This window comes from Rathayibacter sp. AY1C1 (assembly GCF_002932105.1).
Classification (GTDB): domain Bacteria; phylum Actinomycetota; class Actinomycetes; order Actinomycetales; family Microbacteriaceae; genus Rathayibacter.
On sequence record NZ_PSWH01000028.1, the window covers coordinates 35,609 to 50,977 of the forward strand.

Genomic DNA, 15,369 nt, shown 5'->3' on the forward strand with positions numbered 1-15,369 from the left:
ACGTGCCAGTGTCGGAGGCGGCGCCTAGTCTGATCGCGTGACTGACCGCATCCTCGTCCTCACCACCGGTGGCACCGTCGACAAGGAGTACTCGCTCGCGGGCGAGCTCGAGATCGGCGCCCCGATGGTGCCGCGCCTGCTCGCCCCGGTGCTCACCACGCTCGAGTTCCGCGTCGAGGAGGTCCTCGCCAAGGACAGCCTCGAGCTCGACGACGCCGATCGGGCCCTCATCCGCGAGCGGGTGCTCGCCGCCGAGGAGGACCGGATCGTCCTCACCCACGGCACCGACACGATGACCGCGACGGCCGAGGCCCTCGGCGTCGTCCGCGATCGGGTGGTCGTCCTCACCGGCGCGATGCAGCCCGCACGGATGCTCGACAGCGACGCCGCGTTCAACCTCGGCACCGCGGTGGCCGCCGTGCAGCTGCTGCCGCCGGGCGTCTACCTCGCGATGAGCGGGCGGGTGCTGCCCGCCGGCTCCGTGGTGAAGGACCGGTCGATCGGGGTGTTCCTCCCGGCCTGAGCCGGACCAGGATCGACGGTCGCCCGCGGACGGGCTCCCGGCCGGACCGGCCTCAGGCCTCGGCGAGCTCCGTGGTGCAGGCCGCGCAGAGCCCGAAGACGTCCACGACGTGGTGCGCGTCCGTGAATCCGTTCTGCGAGGCGACCGAGCGCGCCCACTCCTCGACCTCGTCGGCCGCGATCTCGACCGTCAGCCCGCAGCGGCGGCAGATCAGGTGGTGGTGGTGCGTGCCCGGCGTGCAGGCGCGGTAGAGGCTCTCGCCCTCGGGCGACTGCAGCGAGTCGGCCTCGCCCTCCACGGCCAGGTCCGAGAGCGCGCGGTAGACCGTCGCGAGCCCGATCGGCGAGCCGGAGGCGTGCAGCGCACTGTGCAGGCCCTGGGCGCTGACGAAGTCCTCGCGACGCCCGAGAGCCTCGCGCACCGCCTCGCGCTGCCACGTGTTGCGCTTGACCACTGGACCACCTCCACTCCGCACGACCCGGGCCACGCTACCGCCCCCCGCCGACGGCGAGCCGGGAGCGCCGGACGCCCTTGCGGCCGATGATCCGGCAGACCGCGTAGATCGCGAACGAGATCGTCGTCACGTAGGGGCTGATCGGGATCGATCCGCCCAGCGCGAGCAGGATGCCGCCCACCAGCGCGCCGACGGCGAAGAGCACGCTCAGCAGCGGCACGATCACCGGCGAGGCGGAGAGGCGCAGCGCCGCGGCCGCCGGCGTCACCAGGATCGCGAGCACGAGCAGCGAGCCGACGATCTGCACCGAGACGGCGACCGCGAGGCCGAGCAGGAGCATGAACGCGATCGAGAGCGCCCGGGTGGGGATGCCGCGCGCGGCCGCCACGTCGGCGTCGACGCTCGCGAAGGTGAGGGGGCGCCAGATCAGCGCGAGACCGACGAGGACGACCACCGAGATGCCGATCAGCCACCCGAGCTGCGGGTCGTCGACCGCGACGATCTGACCCGTGAGCAGGCCGAACTTGTTCGCGCTGCGGCCCGGGTAGAGGGCCAGGCAGAGGATGCCGATGCCGAGTCCGAACGGCATCAGCACCGCGATGATCGAGTTGCGGTCGCGGGCGCGCGAGCCGAGCACGCCGATCAGGACCGCCGCGATCAGCGAGCCGACGATCGATCCCTCGACGACGCCGACGCCCAGCAGCAGCCCCGCGGAGGCCCCCGCGAACGAGAGCTCGCTGATGCCGTGGACCGCGAAGGCCATGTCGCGCGACATCACGAAGACGCCGATGAGCCCGCCGACCACTCCGAGGACCGCGCCGGCGATCACCGAGTTCATCAGGAGCGACAGCAGCGCTCCGTAGTCCGAGAAGTCGAAGATCTGCGACCAGACGTCCGTCACGACTGCCCCTCCTCGTGCTCGTGCACGTGCGAGTGGTCGGGTGCGCCGACCACGATGACCCGGCCCCGGGCGCGGATCACGTCGACGGGTGCATCGTAGAGCTCGCTGAGCACCTCCGAGCGCAGGACCTCGTCGGGGGTGCCGATCCGGAACCGGCCGCCGGCGAGGTAGAGCACGCGGTCCACCATGCCGAGCACCGGATTCACGTCGTGCGTGACGAAGAGGACGCCGAGGTTCCGCTCGCGGCGGTGCCGGTCGATCAGCTCACTGACCGCCCGCTGGTGGGCGAGGTCGAGCGCGATCAGCGGCTCGTCGCAGAGCAGGAGCGCCGGGTCGCCCGCGAGCGCCTGGCCGACGCGGACGCGCTGCTGCTCGCCGCCGGACAGGCTGCCGATGGGGGCGTCGGCGAAGGCGGTGGCGCCGACGGCCTCGAGCAGCGCGTCGACGGCCGCGCGCCGGGAGCGGGAGGGCAGGGGCAGGCCGAACCGGTGGCCGTCGATCCCGAGCCCGAGCAGATCGCGGGCGCGCAGCGGAGTGCCCTCGTCGGCGAGCTTCTGCTGCGGGATGTAGCCGATGCGCCGGTTGCCGCGGTGCACGGGCTCGCCGAGCACCTGCAGCTCCCCCGCGCTCAGCTGCTGCTGGCCGAGCACCGCGCGCAGGAGGCTCGTCTTGCCGGAGCCGTTCGCCCCGAGCACCGCGACGAACTCGCCGGCGCGCACGTCGAGGTCGACGCCGCTCCACAGCTCGCGGTCGCCGAAGCGGAGCCCGGCGCCGCGCAGCCGCAGCACGGACGCCGAAGGGCCCGCCTCCGGGGAGACGGGCCTGGTCGGGGAGTCGTGGCTCACTGGGAGAGGGCTCCCTCGATCGCGTCGAGGTTGGCGGTCATCCAGCCGGTGTAGTCGTCGCCCTCGGGCAGCGTCTCGGTGACGGGGACGGCCGGGATCCCGGCGGCCTTCGCGGCGTCGAGCACCGCGTCCGTCTGCGCGCCCTCGGTCTGCTCGTTGTAGATCAGCGCGTCGACGGCCTCGCCGGAGAACAGCGCCAGCGTCTCCTGGAGCGTGGTCGCGGGGACGTCGGTGCCCTCCTCGACCGCCTCGCTGAAGGCCTCGGGAGTCGCGTCGGTCAGGCCGAGCGCATCGGTCATGTACAGCGGGACGGGCTCGGTGATCGCGATGGAGCGGCCGGAGAGCGTGCCCTTCAGCTCGCCCTCGCGGGCGATCAGGGCGTCGAGCCCCTCGTCGAGTGTGGCGAGATTGGCGGAGTAGGCGGAGGCGTTGTCGGGGTCGAGCGCGGCGAGCTCGTCGCCGATCCGCCCCGCGACCTCCTTCATCACCGAGAGGTCGTACCAGACGTGCTCGTTGAACTCCGCGTGCTCGTGCCCGCCCTCCGACTCCTCCTCCTCCGCGTGGTCGTGGACGTCCTCCAGGCCGGCGATCACGGTGGCCGTGATGACGGGGGCCTCGGTGCCGGCCGCGCTGATCATGGTGTCGAGGAAGTGGTCGTAGCCGCCGCCGTTCTCGATCACGAGGGTCGCGCCGGACACGGCGAGCTGGTCGCGGGCGGTGGCCTCGTACTCGTGCGGGTCCTTGTCCGGGCTGTCGATGATGCTGGTCACCTCGACCAGGTCGCCGCCGATGCTCGAGACGAGGTCGCCGTAGACGTTCGTCGACGCGACGACCTTCACGATCCCGCCCGCGGCGGCGGCGGAGGAGCTGTCGGAGGCGCCGCCCGCTCCGGAGCAGCCGCTCAGGGCGAGCGCGGTGCCGCCGAGGAGGGCGGTGAGGGCGAGGAGGCGGGTCTTCACGGTGAGCCGATCTGGGTCAGGGGCCGGGCGGGTGCCCCCACGCTAACGGCTATTGATAACGATTGTCAAAATCGTGCGGAGGTTCCCGCCGGTCATCCGCGGACACACGCGGACACGGGGCGACACGCGCCTCGCTCCGAGCACCTCGCCCCTGGCACAGTCGCTGCACACCGCCCCCGACGAGACGAGGACACCGTGACCACCACCGCACCCACGACCACCGGCGCCGACGCCGCGACGACGATCGGCGCCGCCGCCGAGCACTGGACGGACGCACCCCGGCCCGACTCCCCCGACGCCTGGCTCGTCCGCGCCGAGGAGGTCGCCGCCGTGCTCGCGACCGACGCCCTCGAGCGCGACCGCGCCGGCGCCGCCCCCTTCGCCGAGGTCGCCCTGCTCAAGGCGGCCGGCCTCGTCACGCTGCTCGGGCCCGCCGAGCACGGCGGCGGCGCCCAGGAGTGGACCACCGCCCTCCGCGTCGTCCGCACCGTCGCGCGCGGCGACGGCTCGATCGGCCAGCTGCTCGGCTACCACTACCTCTGGGCCTGGGCGGCCCGCCTCGTGGGGACCCCTGAGCAGATCATCGCGGTCGAGCAGCTCGCGACCGAGGGGGACCTCCTCTACGGAGGCGCGGTGAACCCGCGCGACTCCGACCTCACCGTGCGGGAGGAGGGCGACGAGTTGGTCTTCACCGGCCGCAAGTCGTTCTCGACCGGCGGCGTGGTCAGCGACCTGACCGTGCTCGAGGGGGTGCTCGAGGGGACGGACACCCACCTCTTCGCGATCGTGCCCACCGATCAGGAGGGGATCGTCTTCGGCCGCGACTGGGACAGCCTCGGCCAGCGCCTCACCGAGTCCGGCTCCGTCGAGATCCGCGGCGTCCGCGTGCCGTGGGCGGCGGCGGCCGGCTTCGTCGACAAGGTCTACCGTCCGCTCGTCTACAACACCCTCAACGTGCCCGTCATCCAGCAGGTCTTCGCCGAGTTCTACCTCGGCATCGCGCAGGGAGCGCTCGAGCGCGCGGCGCAGTACACCCGCGAGCGCACCCGGGCCTGGCCGTACGGCGGCGACGACAAGGAGCGCGCCGGCGACGAGTGGTACGTGCTCGAGGGATACGGCGACCTGCAGTCCCGGCTCTGGGCCGACGAGGCGCTGATCGACGCGACGGGGGCCGCGCTCTCGGCCGCGCTGCACGCTCCGCGCGAGGAGCTGACGCCTCGGCGCCGCGGCGAGATCGCCGTGCGGATCGCCGCGGCCAAGGCGCGGATCGTGGAGGACGGCCTCGCGACGGCGACCCGCGTCTTCGAGCTGACCGGCGCCCGCGCCTCCGCGAGCTCGGTCGGACTCGACCTCTACTGGCGGAACCTCCGCACCCACTCCCTGCACGATCCGCTGCCCTACAAGCGCCGCGAGGTCGGCGTCTTCGCCCTGCTCGACACCGTCCCCGAGCCCAGCTGGTACACCTGATCGGCCGCGGGGCGCGTCCTGCTCCGGCGACGCGCCCCGCCCGCACGCCGCCCCGGCGTCGATCCGCGACAGGCCGGAGCGGAGCCCCGGGGTAGCGTGAGGGCCGAGCGGAGGGAGGACCGTGGCCGTCACGCTGCACGACGTCGCCCGCGCCGCCGACGTCTCGATCAAGACCGTCTCGAACGTGATCAACGACTATCCGCACGTGCGCCCGGCCACCCGCTCCCGGGTGCAGGCGGCCATCGCGCAGCTGGGCTACCGCCCCAACCTCTCCGCGCGGAGCCTGCGCCGCGGCCGCACCGGCGTGATCGGCCTCGCCCTGCCGGAGCTGAGCCTCCCCTACTTCGCCGAGCTCGCCGACAGCGTGATGCGCGCCGCCGACGAGCGCGGCCTGACGGTGCTGATCGAGCAGACCGGCGGCGACCCCGAGCGCGAGCGGAGCGTCCTGGCGAGCGAGCGCCGGCAGCTCACCGACGGCCTGCTCTTCAGCCCGCTGGGCCTCGCCGACGAGGACGCACTCGCGGTCGGCTTCCCCCTGGTGCTGCTCGGCGAGCGGATCTTCACCGGGCTGGTCGACCACGTCACCATGCAGAACACGGCGGCGGCGCACGCTGCCACCGCGCACCTGCTCGCCTCCGGCCGGCGCCGGATCGTGGCGCTCGGGACCCACCCCGACGCCGCCGTCAGCTCGGCGTCGCTCCGCCTCGAGGGCTACCACGCCGCGCTCGCCGAGGCCGGCATCGCCTACGACGAGCGGATGATCGGCGTCTCGGGCCCGTGGCGGCGCTCCGGCGGCGCCGAGGCGATGCGCCGCGTGCTCGCCTCCGGGCTCGACTTCGACGCCGTGTTCGCGCTCAACGACACCCTCGCGCTCGGCGCTGTCCGCGCGCTCCAGGAGGCGGGGGTCCGCGTCCCCGAGGAGGTGGCGGTGATCGGCTTCGACGACATCGACGAGGCGGGCTACTCCTCCCCCAGCCTCTCCAGTGTGGACTCGGGGCGCGACGAGATCGCGCGGACCGCGGTCGAGGTGCTGCAGGCCCGGATCGAGGGCACCCGCACCGGCCCGGGGACGCTCCACGAGGCGGCGTTCACCGTGGTCGCCCGGGAGTCGACCGCGGGCCGTCCGATCGCGGAGGACCCGTCGGTCGGCCGGGCGTCGGCCGGGGCCTAGGCGCAGGTCCCGCTGCCGCAGATCTCGCGGCGGATCCACGCGCCCGCGTCCGCGACGGCCAGCTCGCCGCGGCGGAGGAGCCGGCTCCACTCCACGGCCCGCGTCGTCAGCCGGTCGTCGGCCGAGCCGCGGACGTCGCCGCCGACGGTGCGGAGGAACAGGTGCGCGAGCGGGCCGCCGAGGTACAGCGTGGCGCCCGCGACGCCGGCGAAGTGGCGGGCCTGGCCGCGGGTGCCGTCGTCGTAGGGGCGGCGGAAGCCCTTCCCCCGGACCCGGTTGCGGCCGCCGTGCGCCAGGTCGAGGGCGCCGAGCGGGGCGCTGCGGATGCCGGCGACGTCCTTCGCGACGGCCGCGAGGAACGCGCGCGGGCGGGGATGCGACGCCGCGAGGGCGTCGGCGCGGTCGGCGAGCTCGGAGCAGGCGTCGGTGACGGCATCGGAGGAGGGCACCCGCCCAGTCGAGCACAGGTGCGCTGAGCGGCGGCGGGGAGGGCCGACGCGCGAGGAGGTCGGCCGACCTCGGCAGCGGCACGCAGCGAGGCGGGTGGGCCCGTGCCGCTCTTGACAGCAGCGGAGGCGGGGCAGACCATCGTGTACAACGTTAGAAAGACCGCTCGCCGCCGAGCCCGCTGCGGGAGCCCGAAGCCCGAAAGGCCCTCATGACCGACGCCCCCGCCGCCACCGCGCGCATCAGCCTCGACCCCGCCGCGGTCGTCGCACCCGTCACTCCGCGCCTCTTCGGCTCGTTCGTCGAGCACCTCGGCCGCTGCGTGTACGACGGCATCTACGAGCCCGGCCACCCCGCCTCGAACGAGGACGGCTTCCGCCTCGACGTGGTCGAGCTGGTCAAGGAGCTGGGCACCACGACGATCCGCTACCCCGGCGGCAACTTCGTCTCGGGCTACCGCTGGGAGGACGGCGTCGGCCCGCGCTCCGAGCGCCCCCGCCGCCGCGACCTGGCCTGGCACTCGCTCGAGACCAACGAGGTCGGGCTGGACGACTTCGCGAAGTGGGCGGAGCTGACCGGCAGCGAGATCATGTACGCCGTCAACCTCGGCACCCGCGGCGTCCTCGAGGCGCTCGACGTCCTCGAGTACGCCAACGGACCGGCCGGCACCGCTCTCGCCGACCAGCGCATCGCCAACGGCGGGACCGAGCCCTACGACATCCGCATGTGGTGCCTCGGGAACGAGATGGACGGCCCCTGGCAGGTCGGCCACATGAGCGCCGACGACTACGGCAAGCTCGCCTCCCGCACCGCCAAGGCCCTCAAGATCGCCGACCCCTCGCTCGAGCTGGTCGTCTGCGGCTCGTCGAGCTCGTCGATGCCGACCTTCGGCGAGTGGGAGCGCGTGGTCCTCGAGCACGCGTACGACGACGTCGAGTACGTCTCGTGCCACGCCTACTACCAGGAGTACGACGGAGACCTCGGCTCCTTCCTCGCCTCCTCCCTCGACATGGAGTACTTCATCGCGACCGTCGCGGCGACCGTGGACCACGTGAAGTTCAAGCTCAAGAAGACGAAGGACATCAAGCTCTCCTTCGACGAGTGGAACGTCTGGTACCTCGAGGAGTGGCAGGCCAAGGAGAAGGCCGACGCCGAGGGCGACCAGAGCACCCGCGAGTGGGCCTACGCCCCGCGCCTGCTCGAGGACGTCTACTCCGTCGCCGACGCCGTCGTCCTCGGCAACCTGATGATCACGCTGCTGAAGAACTCCGACCGGGTCACCTCCGCCTCCCTCGCGCAGCTCGTCAACGTGATCGCGCCGATCATGACCGAGCCGGGCGGAGCCGCGTGGCGCCAGACCACGTTCTTCCCGTTCTCGACCACCGCGCGCCTGGCCTCCGGCTCGGTGCTGCGCCCCCGGATCGACGCGGGGACCTACTCGACCGCCCGTCACGGCGACGCTCCGCTCATCGACTCCGTCGCCACCGTCGACGAGGGCCGCGCGGCCGTCTTCCTGGTGAACCGGTCGCAGACGGAGCCGATCGAGGTCACCGTCGACGTCAGCGGCCTCGGAGTCTCGAGCATCGCGGAGGCGCTGGCCCTGTTCGACGAGGACCCCTACGCGAAGAACACGCGTGACGACCAGAACCGCGTGCGCCTGCGCGAGGCCACGGCGACGCTCGAGGACGGCGTGCTGACGCTGACCCTCCCGCCCGTCTCGTGGACGGCGGTCGCGCTCACGGCGTAGCGACGTCCGACCCGCGGGACCGCGTCCGGCTTCCCGGAGCCGCGCGGACCCGCGGGCCCCGTCGGGAACCGTCCCGGCTCAGGCCGCGGGCCACAGCGGGGAGGAGGCGCTCGAGCTGGTCCGCGAGGTCGTCCGCCACCCCCACGAGTACGTGGCGGGGATCGGGCTCGACAACCTCGAGACGGCGGGTCCGCCCGAGCGCTTCGCCGACGCCTACCGCCTCGCCGGGGAGGCCGGCCTGGGCCGGACCGCCCACTCCTCCGAGCACGCCCCGACCGCGGCCAACACGACGACCTGCCTCGATCTGCTGGGCTGCGACCGGATCGACCACGGCTACTTCGTCCTCGAGGACCCCGCCGTCGTCGAGCGCGTCCGCGAGCAGGGCGTCGTGTTCACCGTCGCCTCGACGACCTCGCGCCGCTCCTGGCGGCCCTGGCGGCGCGCGTCCATCCGGGCGATGCTCGACGCGGGACTGCGGGTCGTGCCGTGCTCCGACGATCCCAGGATGTTCCCGACCACGCTCGCCGACGAGTACCGTCTCGCCGCCGGCCCGATCGGCGCGACCGCCGCTCAGCTGCGCGCGATGGCGCTCACCGGAGCGGAGGCCTCCTGGCTGCCCGCCGACGAGAAGGAGAGTCTGCGCGCGTCGTTCGCCGCGGAGCTGGACGCGCTGGACGCGGAGTTCGGGCTCGTCTGAGGCCCGGGACGCGACGGGCTCCCCGCCCTGACAGAGTGGACGGATGAGCCCCCTCCCCGATCCCCTGGCCTTCGACCTCGAGGCGCTGCGCCGGGAGGTGCTGCCGGACGACGGGGGCGAGGTCGACGACAGCATCCCCGCGCTCGCGGACGCCGACCCGGGACTCTGCGCGATCGCGCTCGTCCTGCCCGACGGGTCCGTCCGCGCGAGCGCCGACGCGGAGTCGGGGTTCAGCATCCAGTCGGCCGTCAAGCCGTTCCTGTTCGCGCTCGCGCTCCTCGACACCGGCGGTGACGCGCTCGACCGCGTCGGCATCGAGCCCACCGGCGAGGCCTTCGACGCCCTCAAGCTCGAGAGCGGCACCGGGCGTCCGCCGAACCCGATGGTCAACGCGGGAGCGCTGCTGACCGCCGCCCTGGTCGACGGGGGCGACGCCGACGGCCGGAGCGAGCGGATCCTCCGCGGCCTCTCCGCCTTCGCCGGCCGCCCGCTCTCCGTCGACGAGAGCATCGCCGCCGACGAGCACCTCCTCGGCGACCGGAATCACGCCCTCGCGCACCTGATGCGCGCGGAGGGCACCCTGCACCGCAGCGCCGACGACGCCGTCTCCGCGTACGCCCGGGCGTGCGCCGTGCTGGTCGACGTCCGCGACCTGGCCGCGATGGGCGCGACGCTCGCGTTCGGCGGCGTGCACCCGGGGACCGGCGAGCGGGTCGTGCCGGCCTCGGTCGCGCGCGACGTGGTCGCGGTCATGGCGACGTGCGGCGTCTACGACGGCTCGGGCCGCTGGATGCGCGCGGTCGGCGTCCCCGCCAAGTCGAGCGTCTCGGGCGCCCTCGTCCTCTCCGCTCCCGGTCGCCTCGGCGCCGCCGTCGTCAGCCCGCCGCTGGACCCCCAGGGCACCAGCGTCCGCGGCGCCCGCGTCGCCGCCCGCCTGAGCGACGCCCTCGCCCTGCACTCCTTCGCCGTCTCCCCCCGCTGACCGCTGCCGTTCCCCCGCTCTCCCCGCTCCACGAAACGCCCCACCTCGTACAGCCGACCGCGGAACGGATGACGACGAAGGAGGAATCCGCCCGATCGAGCACCGCCCAGCTCACCGCCGAATCGCGTTCCAGCGATTCGCCGTAGCGGTACGCTCCCCGCTCCACGAAACGCCCCACCTCGGACAGCCGACCGCGGAACGGATGACGACGAAGGAGGAATCCGCTCAATCGAGCACCGCCCGCTCAGTCGAGCAGCAGCGCCGGTTCCTCCAGCACGCTGGCGACGTCGGCGACGAAGCGGCTGACGACGTCGCCGTCGACGACGCGGTGGTCGAAGGAGCCGCCGACCGTGGTGACGAAGCGGGGGCGGACCTCGCCGTCGACGACCCAGGGCTTCTGCTTGATCGTGCCGAGGGCGATGATCGCGACTTCGCCGGGGTTGAGGATGGGGGTGCCCGTGTCCATCCCGAACACGCCGATGTTGGTGATGGTGATGGTGCCGTTCTGCATGTCGGCGGCGGTGGTCTTGCCGTCGCGGGCGTCGAGGGTGAGCTTCTCGAGGGCCTGCGCCAGTTCGAGGAGGCTCATCGACTGGGCGTCCTTGACGTTGGGGACGAGCAGTCCGCGCGGGGTGGCCGCGGCGATGCCGAGGTTGACGTAGTGGCGGACGACGATCTCGGTGTCGGTCCAGGCGGAGTTGACGGTGGGGTTGCGGCGGACGGCCCAGATGATGGCCTTGGCCATGATGAGCAGCGGCGAGACCTTGACGCCGGCGAAGTCGGGCGAGTTCTTGAGGCGCTTGACGAACTCCATGGTGCGGGTCGCGTCGACGTCGACGAAGACGCTGACGTGGGGCGCGGTGAACGCGCTCGTCGACATCGCGGCGGCGATCGCCTTGCGGACGCCGCGCACGGGGATGCGCTCCTCGCGGTCGTCGCCCCAGGCGGGGGTCTGGATGTTGCGGAAGACGCTGGCCTGGGAGGCGTGGCGGATGACGTCGTCGCGGGTGACCTCGCCGGCGAGGCCGGTGGCCTGCACCTCGAGGAGGTCGACGTCGAGGTCCTTCGCGAGCTTGCGGATCGGCGGCTTCGCGATGACGGGGAGCGCGGCGGCGGCCGGCACGGAGGCGGGCCGGGATCGCGGGCACCTCGGAGCCGATCGAGCCGGCTCCGGCCTGGACGGTGATGATCGCGGTGCCGACGTCGACCGTCTGGCCCTCGTCGACGAGCACGTCGACCACGGTGCCGCTGAACGGCGAGGGGAGCTCGACGAGCGACTTGGCGGTCTCGATCTCGACGAGGACCTGGTTGACGGCCACCTCGTCGCCGACCTTGACCTTCCAGGCCACGATCTCGGCCTCGGTGAGACCCTCGCCGACGTCGGGGAGGAGGAACTGCTCTGTCATCGGGGGGACTCCTGTGGGCTCGTGCGGGCGGATGTCGCGCGCGTCAGTACGCGAGCGAGCGGTCGACGGCCTCGAGCACGCGGTCGACGTCGGGGAGGAAGAGCTTCTCGACCTTGGCGGGCGGGAAGGGGGTGTCGAAGCCGGCGACCCGGAGGACCGGCGCCTCCAGCGAGAAGAAGGCGCGCTCGGTGACGGTCGCCGCGATCTCGGAGCCGAGGCTCACGTTCGCGGACGCCTCCTGCGCGACGACGAGCCGGCCGGTCCTGCGGACCGACGCGAGCAGCGGCTCCCAGTCGATCGGGGAGAGCGAGCGCAGGTCGACGACCTCGACGCTCGTGCCCTCCTCGCCCGCGAGCTCGGCGGCCTGGAGGAGGACCGCGACCATCGGGCCCCAGCCGACCAGCGTGACCTCCGTGCCCTGGCGGACGACGCGGCTGGCGTGCAGCGGCGCGGCGGAACCGCTGAGGTCGACGTCGCCCTTGGGCCAGTAGCGGCTCTTGGGCTCGAAGAACATGACGGGGTCGTCCGAGGCGATGGCCTCCTGGATCATCCAGTAGGCGTCGTTGGGAGTCGACGGGCTGACCGCGCGCAGGCCCGCGGTGTGCGCGAAGTACGCCTCGTTGCTCTCCTGGTGGTGCTCGACCGCTCCGATGTGCCCGCCGTAGGGCACGCGGATGACGACGGGCATGGTGATCGCACCCTCGTGGCGGTTGGTCATCTTGGCCAGCTGCGAGGTGATCTGGTCGAACGCCGGGTAGATGAACCCGTCGAACTGGATCTCGCAGACCGGGCGGAAGCCGCGCATCGCGAGCCCGATCGCAGTGCCGACGATGCCGGACTCGGCGAGCGGCGTGTCGAGCACGCGCTTCGCCCCGAACTCGGCGTGCAGGCCCTCGGTGATGCGGAAGACGCCGCCCAGGGGGCCGATGTCCTCGCCCATCAGGAGGACTCGGTCGTCCTGCGTCATCGCGCGGCGGAGGCCGGCGTTGAGCGCCTTGGCCATGGACATGGACTCGAGCTGCGACCCGGTGAGGGGCGGCTGCGCGGCCGTCGTGCTGGTGTCGATCGTCATCACTCGCCTCCGAACGATTCTTCGTAGCGCTGCAGCCACGCCTTCTGCTCCTCGACGAGCACGTGCGGCTCCGAGTAGACGTGGTCGAACATGACGCCCGTGGGTGGGACCTCGAGGGCGAGGAGGCGGCGGCGAATGTCGGACGCGAAGTCCTTCGCCTCCTCGTCGACCTCGTCGAAGAAGGACTGCTCCACGCCCTCGCTCCGCAGGAACGCGGCGAAGCGGGTGATCGGGTCCTTCGCGACCCACGAGGCGAGCTCGTCGTCGGTGCGGTACTTCGTCGGGTCGTCGCTCGAGGTGTGCGCGCCGATCCGGTAGGTCAGCGCCTCGATGAACTGGGGACCGCCGCCGGAGCGCGCGTCCTGCAGGTGCTTGGCGGTGACCGCGTAGCTCGCGAGCACGTCGTTGCCGTCGATCTGCACGCCGGGGATGCCGAAGCCGGAGGAGCGGAGGTAGAGGGGGCTGCGCGACTGCGTGGCCACGGGGACCGAGATCGCGTAGTGGTTGTTCTGGAGGAAGAAGACCTCGGGAGCCTGGTAGCTCGCGGCGAAGACCATCGCCTCGCTGACGTCGCCCTGGCTGGAGGCGCCGTCGCCGAAGTAGACGACGACGGCCGCGTCCTTCTCGGGGTCGCCCGTGCCGGTCGCTCCGTCGAGGGTGAGGCCCATCGCGTAGCCGGTCGCGTGCAGGGCCTGCGAGCCGAGCACCAGCGTGTAGAGGTGGAAGTTCCCGTTCGTCGGGTCGGTCGGGTCCCAGCCGCCGTGCGTCGTGCCGCGCAGGAGCGCGAGGACGCCGAGCAGGTCGATGCCGCGGATCTTGCCGACGACGTGCTCGCGGTAGGAGGGGAACACGTGGTCCTGCGGGCGCATCGCGAACGCGGAGCCGACCTGCGCCGCCTCCTGCCCGTGGCTCGGGACCCACAGTCCGAGCTGGCCCTGGCGCTGCAGGTTCGCGGCCTCGGTGTCGAAGCGGCGGACCACCGCCATCTCGCGGTAGAAGGAGCGGTGCTGCGCCTCGTCCACCCCGTCGAGGTAGGAGGCGTACTGCTCGGCCGCGGGGGTCGGCGAGAACCGCCCGTCCGCGGAGAGGAACTGGACAGTCGGCGACTCCGTGCTGGTGGCTACCACCCGACTAACCTATCCGTCTCGCGGGGTGGCCCTCGGGGAGGGAAGCCACAATCTCGGCCGCCGCGCTGAGGAGCTTGTCGACAGAGCGCGCCTCGCCGACGGAGACGCGGATCCCCTCCGGCGGGAACGCGCGGACCACGACCCCGGCGCGCTCGAAGACCTCGGCCGCCCGCGCCGTGTCCTCGCGGGTGTCGAACCAGAGGAAGTTCGCCTGCGGCTCCGGGATCGTCCAGCCCTGGTCGAGCAGCGCCCGCCAGAGGTCGTCGCGGAGGCGGGTGATGCGGTGGACGCGCTCGAGGAGCTCCTCGCGGTGCTCGAGGGAGGCGACCGCCGCGGTCTCGGCGAACCGGGTGACCGAGAGCGGGATGGCGGTGGAGCGGGCGGCGTCGAGGATCCGCGCGTGGCCGATCGCGTAGCCGACGCGGAGGCCGGCGAGGCCGTACGCCTTGGAGAAGGTGCGGGCGATCACGAGGTTCGGGTAGCGGCCGAGCAGGCGGGTGCCGTCCACGGCCCGCTCGTCGTCGACGAACTCGGCGTACGCCTCGTCGAGGAGCACGAGGACGTCTCCCGGGACGCGCTCGAGGAGCGCCTCGACGTCGTCGGCGGTCGCGACGGTGCCGGTGGGGTTGTTGGGGCTGCAGACGATCAGCAGGCGGGTGCGCTCGGTGACGGCCTGCGCCATGGCGTCGAGGTCGTGGGTGTCGTCGGCGCGCAGCGGCACGCGCACGCTGGTGGCGCCCGCGGTCGTGACGAGCGAGGGGTAGGCCTCGAACGAGCGCCAGGCGTAGACGACCTCGTCGCCCGGGCCCGCCGCCGCGGTGATGAGCTGGGCGATGACCGCGACGGAGCCGGCTCCGACGATCACCTCCTCGATCGGGACGCCGTACTCCGCGGCGAGCGCTGTGCGCAGGGCGGTCGCCGCCGCGTCCGGGTACCGGTTGAAGTCGTCCACCTCGCGGACCCGCGCGAGCACGGAGGGCAGCGGGTCGAACGGGTTCTCGTTGGAGGAGAGCTTGAAGGCGTCGGCGGCGGCCGCGCGGCCCTGCTTGTAGGCGGGGAGCGCCAGGATCTCGGGGCGGAGGCGGACGGGAGGCTCCTGCTGGTCGGTCACCCGCCCCATGCTAGGCGGCGCGGCGGCGGGCGCCCCGCCGTTCCGCGCGCGCCGTCCCCCGCCCTCGACGGGTGTGCGCCGGGCCCCCTTCCCACCGGTCGAGCGCCGTGGGTGCGGCCCGGAGGTGCGGCCGACCCGGGTCTCGGATGCGCGAACCGCCCCGCTGACCGGCGCCCACGGCGGCCGTCCCCCGATTAGGGTGCAGTGATGCGGAGTCGAGGGCGAGCCGAGCGGCGCGGGGGTGCGCGCCCGCTCCTCCGGGGCGCCACGGCCGCGATCGCCCTGCTCGTCGCCGCCGGCGCGCTCACCGGATGCACGCCCTCCGCGGAGGGCACGCAGGCGACCCCGACTCTCCGCGAGACGTCCATCGACGTCGCCGCGCCTCCGGCCTACACCGCCGCGCGCGAGGCCGGCCTCGCGCGCGGCGGTGTAGGCCGGAGGCGCGGCGACGTCGATGGAC

General features: G+C 73.2%; 13 protein-coding genes and 3 pseudogenes. 7 read left to right on the plus strand and 9 right to left on the minus strand.

Annotated elements, in window-relative coordinates; all coding sequences use genetic code 11:
• Positions 1 to 37: 37 nt before the first annotated feature.
• Complete coding sequence (locus C5C71_RS12995; RefSeq protein ID WP_104224541.1) at positions 38 to 523, plus strand: asparaginase domain-containing protein; 486 nt, start codon at positions 38 to 40, stop codon at positions 521 to 523.
• A 52-nt stretch (positions 524 to 575) separates the two neighbouring features.
• Here the strand turns inward: C5C71_RS12995 and C5C71_RS13000 are convergent, their stop codons facing one another.
• Genes C5C71_RS13000 through C5C71_RS13015 form a run of 4 tightly spaced genes read right to left on the minus strand, consistent with a single transcriptional unit; the run spans position 576 to position 3,682 of the window.
• Positions 576 to 977 (minus strand): Fur family transcriptional regulator, encoded by a 402-nt coding sequence (locus tag C5C71_RS13000; RefSeq protein WP_104296046.1) that lies wholly within the window; start codon positions 975 to 977, stop codon positions 576 to 578.
• A gap of 34 nt (positions 978 to 1,011) precedes the next feature.
• Positions 1,012 to 1,815 carry a metal ABC transporter permease gene (locus tag C5C71_RS13005; protein WP_104233592.1) on the minus strand — a complete coding sequence of 268 codons (804 nt, stop codon included), beginning with the start codon at positions 1,813 to 1,815 and terminating at the stop codon, positions 1,012 to 1,014.
• 59 nt (positions 1,816 to 1,874) lie between these two features.
• Entirely contained in the window at positions 1,875 to 2,723 is an 849-nt protein-coding gene (locus C5C71_RS13010) for a metal ABC transporter ATP-binding protein (RefSeq protein WP_104227225.1), read from the minus strand.
• On the minus strand, positions 2,720 to 3,682 hold the full coding sequence (locus C5C71_RS13015) for a metal ABC transporter solute-binding protein, Zn/Mn family (protein ID WP_104337842.1): 963 nt from the start codon (positions 3,680 to 3,682) through the stop codon (positions 2,720 to 2,722). The genes C5C71_RS13010 and C5C71_RS13015 overlap by 4 nt, the downstream gene beginning before the upstream one ends.
• Before the next feature lie 195 nt (positions 3,683 to 3,877).
• Here C5C71_RS13015 and C5C71_RS13020 point away from each other — a divergent pair, with 195 nt between their 5' ends.
• Both C5C71_RS13020 and C5C71_RS13025 read left to right on the plus strand, forming a co-directional pair.
• The gene (locus C5C71_RS13020; protein ID WP_258068727.1) at positions 3,878 to 5,149 is read left to right on the plus strand and encodes an acyl-CoA dehydrogenase family protein; all 1,272 of its coding nucleotides are present in this window, start codon (positions 3,878 to 3,880) and stop codon (positions 5,147 to 5,149) included.
• A gap of 121 nt (positions 5,150 to 5,270) precedes the next feature.
• Positions 5,271 to 6,320 (plus strand): LacI family DNA-binding transcriptional regulator, encoded by a 1,050-nt coding sequence (locus C5C71_RS13025; RefSeq protein ID WP_104337843.1) that lies wholly within the window; start codon positions 5,271 to 5,273, stop codon positions 6,318 to 6,320.
• Here C5C71_RS13025 and C5C71_RS13030 read toward each other — a convergent pair.
• Positions 6,317 to 6,769 (minus strand): hypothetical protein, encoded by a 453-nt coding sequence (locus C5C71_RS13030; protein WP_104224546.1) that lies wholly within the window; start codon positions 6,767 to 6,769, stop codon positions 6,317 to 6,319. The genes C5C71_RS13025 and C5C71_RS13030 overlap by 4 nt on opposite strands.
• A 209-nt stretch (positions 6,770 to 6,978) precedes the next feature.
• Between C5C71_RS13030 and C5C71_RS13035 the strand changes: the two genes are divergently transcribed.
• From C5C71_RS13035 to glsA, 3 genes and pseudogenes are all read left to right on the plus strand, one after another.
• Positions 6,979 to 8,514, plus strand: a complete 1,536-nt coding sequence (locus C5C71_RS13035) for an alpha-N-arabinofuranosidase (RefSeq protein ID WP_104227228.1) — start codon at positions 6,979 to 6,981, stop codon at positions 8,512 to 8,514.
• Positions 8,515 to 8,626: 112 nt separating this feature from the next.
• Positions 8,627 to 9,211, plus strand: a pseudogene (locus tag C5C71_RS13040) (adenosine deaminase); the annotation flags it as partial.
• A 43-nt stretch (positions 9,212 to 9,254) separates the two neighbouring features.
• Positions 9,255 to 10,193, plus strand: a complete 939-nt coding sequence (glsA, locus tag C5C71_RS13045; protein ID WP_104337845.1) for a glutaminase A — start codon at positions 9,255 to 9,257, stop codon at positions 10,191 to 10,193.
• A 244-nt stretch (positions 10,194 to 10,437) separates the two neighbouring features.
• Here the strand turns inward: glsA and C5C71_RS13050 are convergent.
• From C5C71_RS13050 to hisC, 4 genes and pseudogenes are all read right to left on the minus strand, one after another.
• A pseudogene (locus tag C5C71_RS13050) lies at positions 10,438 to 11,599 on the minus strand (dihydrolipoamide acetyltransferase family protein).
• Between the two features lie 43 nt (positions 11,600 to 11,642).
• Positions 11,643 to 12,608: an alpha-ketoacid dehydrogenase subunit beta gene (locus C5C71_RS13055; protein ID WP_181027250.1), complete on the minus strand. Its 966-nt coding sequence runs from the start codon at positions 12,606 to 12,608 to the stop codon at positions 11,643 to 11,645.
• Between the two features lie 62 nt (positions 12,609 to 12,670).
• A complete protein-coding gene (locus C5C71_RS13060; protein WP_104226633.1) occupies positions 12,671 to 13,798 on the minus strand; it encodes a thiamine pyrophosphate-dependent dehydrogenase E1 component subunit alpha in 1,128 nt (375 codons plus the stop codon).
• A 4-nt stretch (positions 13,799 to 13,802) separates the two neighbouring features.
• The gene (gene hisC, locus C5C71_RS13065; RefSeq protein ID WP_104287790.1) at positions 13,803 to 14,918 is read right to left on the minus strand and encodes a histidinol-phosphate transaminase; all 1,116 of its coding nucleotides are present in this window, start codon (positions 14,916 to 14,918) and stop codon (positions 13,803 to 13,805) included.
• Positions 14,919 to 15,116: 198 nt separating this feature from the next.
• Here hisC and C5C71_RS13070 point away from each other — a divergent pair.
• Positions 15,117 to 15,369: pseudogene (locus tag C5C71_RS13070) on the plus strand (hypothetical protein); the annotation flags it as partial.

Coding starts and splice junctions, on each gene's coding strand:
- glsA (WP_104337845.1), top strand. CDS start 9,255: ATGAGCCCCCTCCCCGATCCCCTGGCCTTCGACCTCGAGGCGCTGCGC.
- C5C71_RS13005 (WP_104233592.1), bottom strand. CDS start 1,815: ATGAACTCGGTGATCGCCGGCGCGGTCCTCGGAGTGGTCGGCGGGCTC.
- hisC (WP_104287790.1), bottom strand. CDS start 14,918: ATGGGGCGGGTGACCGACCAGCAGGAGCCTCCCGTCCGCCTCCGCCCC.
- C5C71_RS13055 (WP_181027250.1), bottom strand. CDS start 12,608: ATGTCCATGGCCAAGGCGCTCAACGCCGGCCTCCGCCGCGCGATGACG.
- C5C71_RS13035 (WP_104227228.1), top strand. CDS start 6,979: ATGACCGACGCCCCCGCCGCCACCGCGCGCATCAGCCTCGACCCCGCC.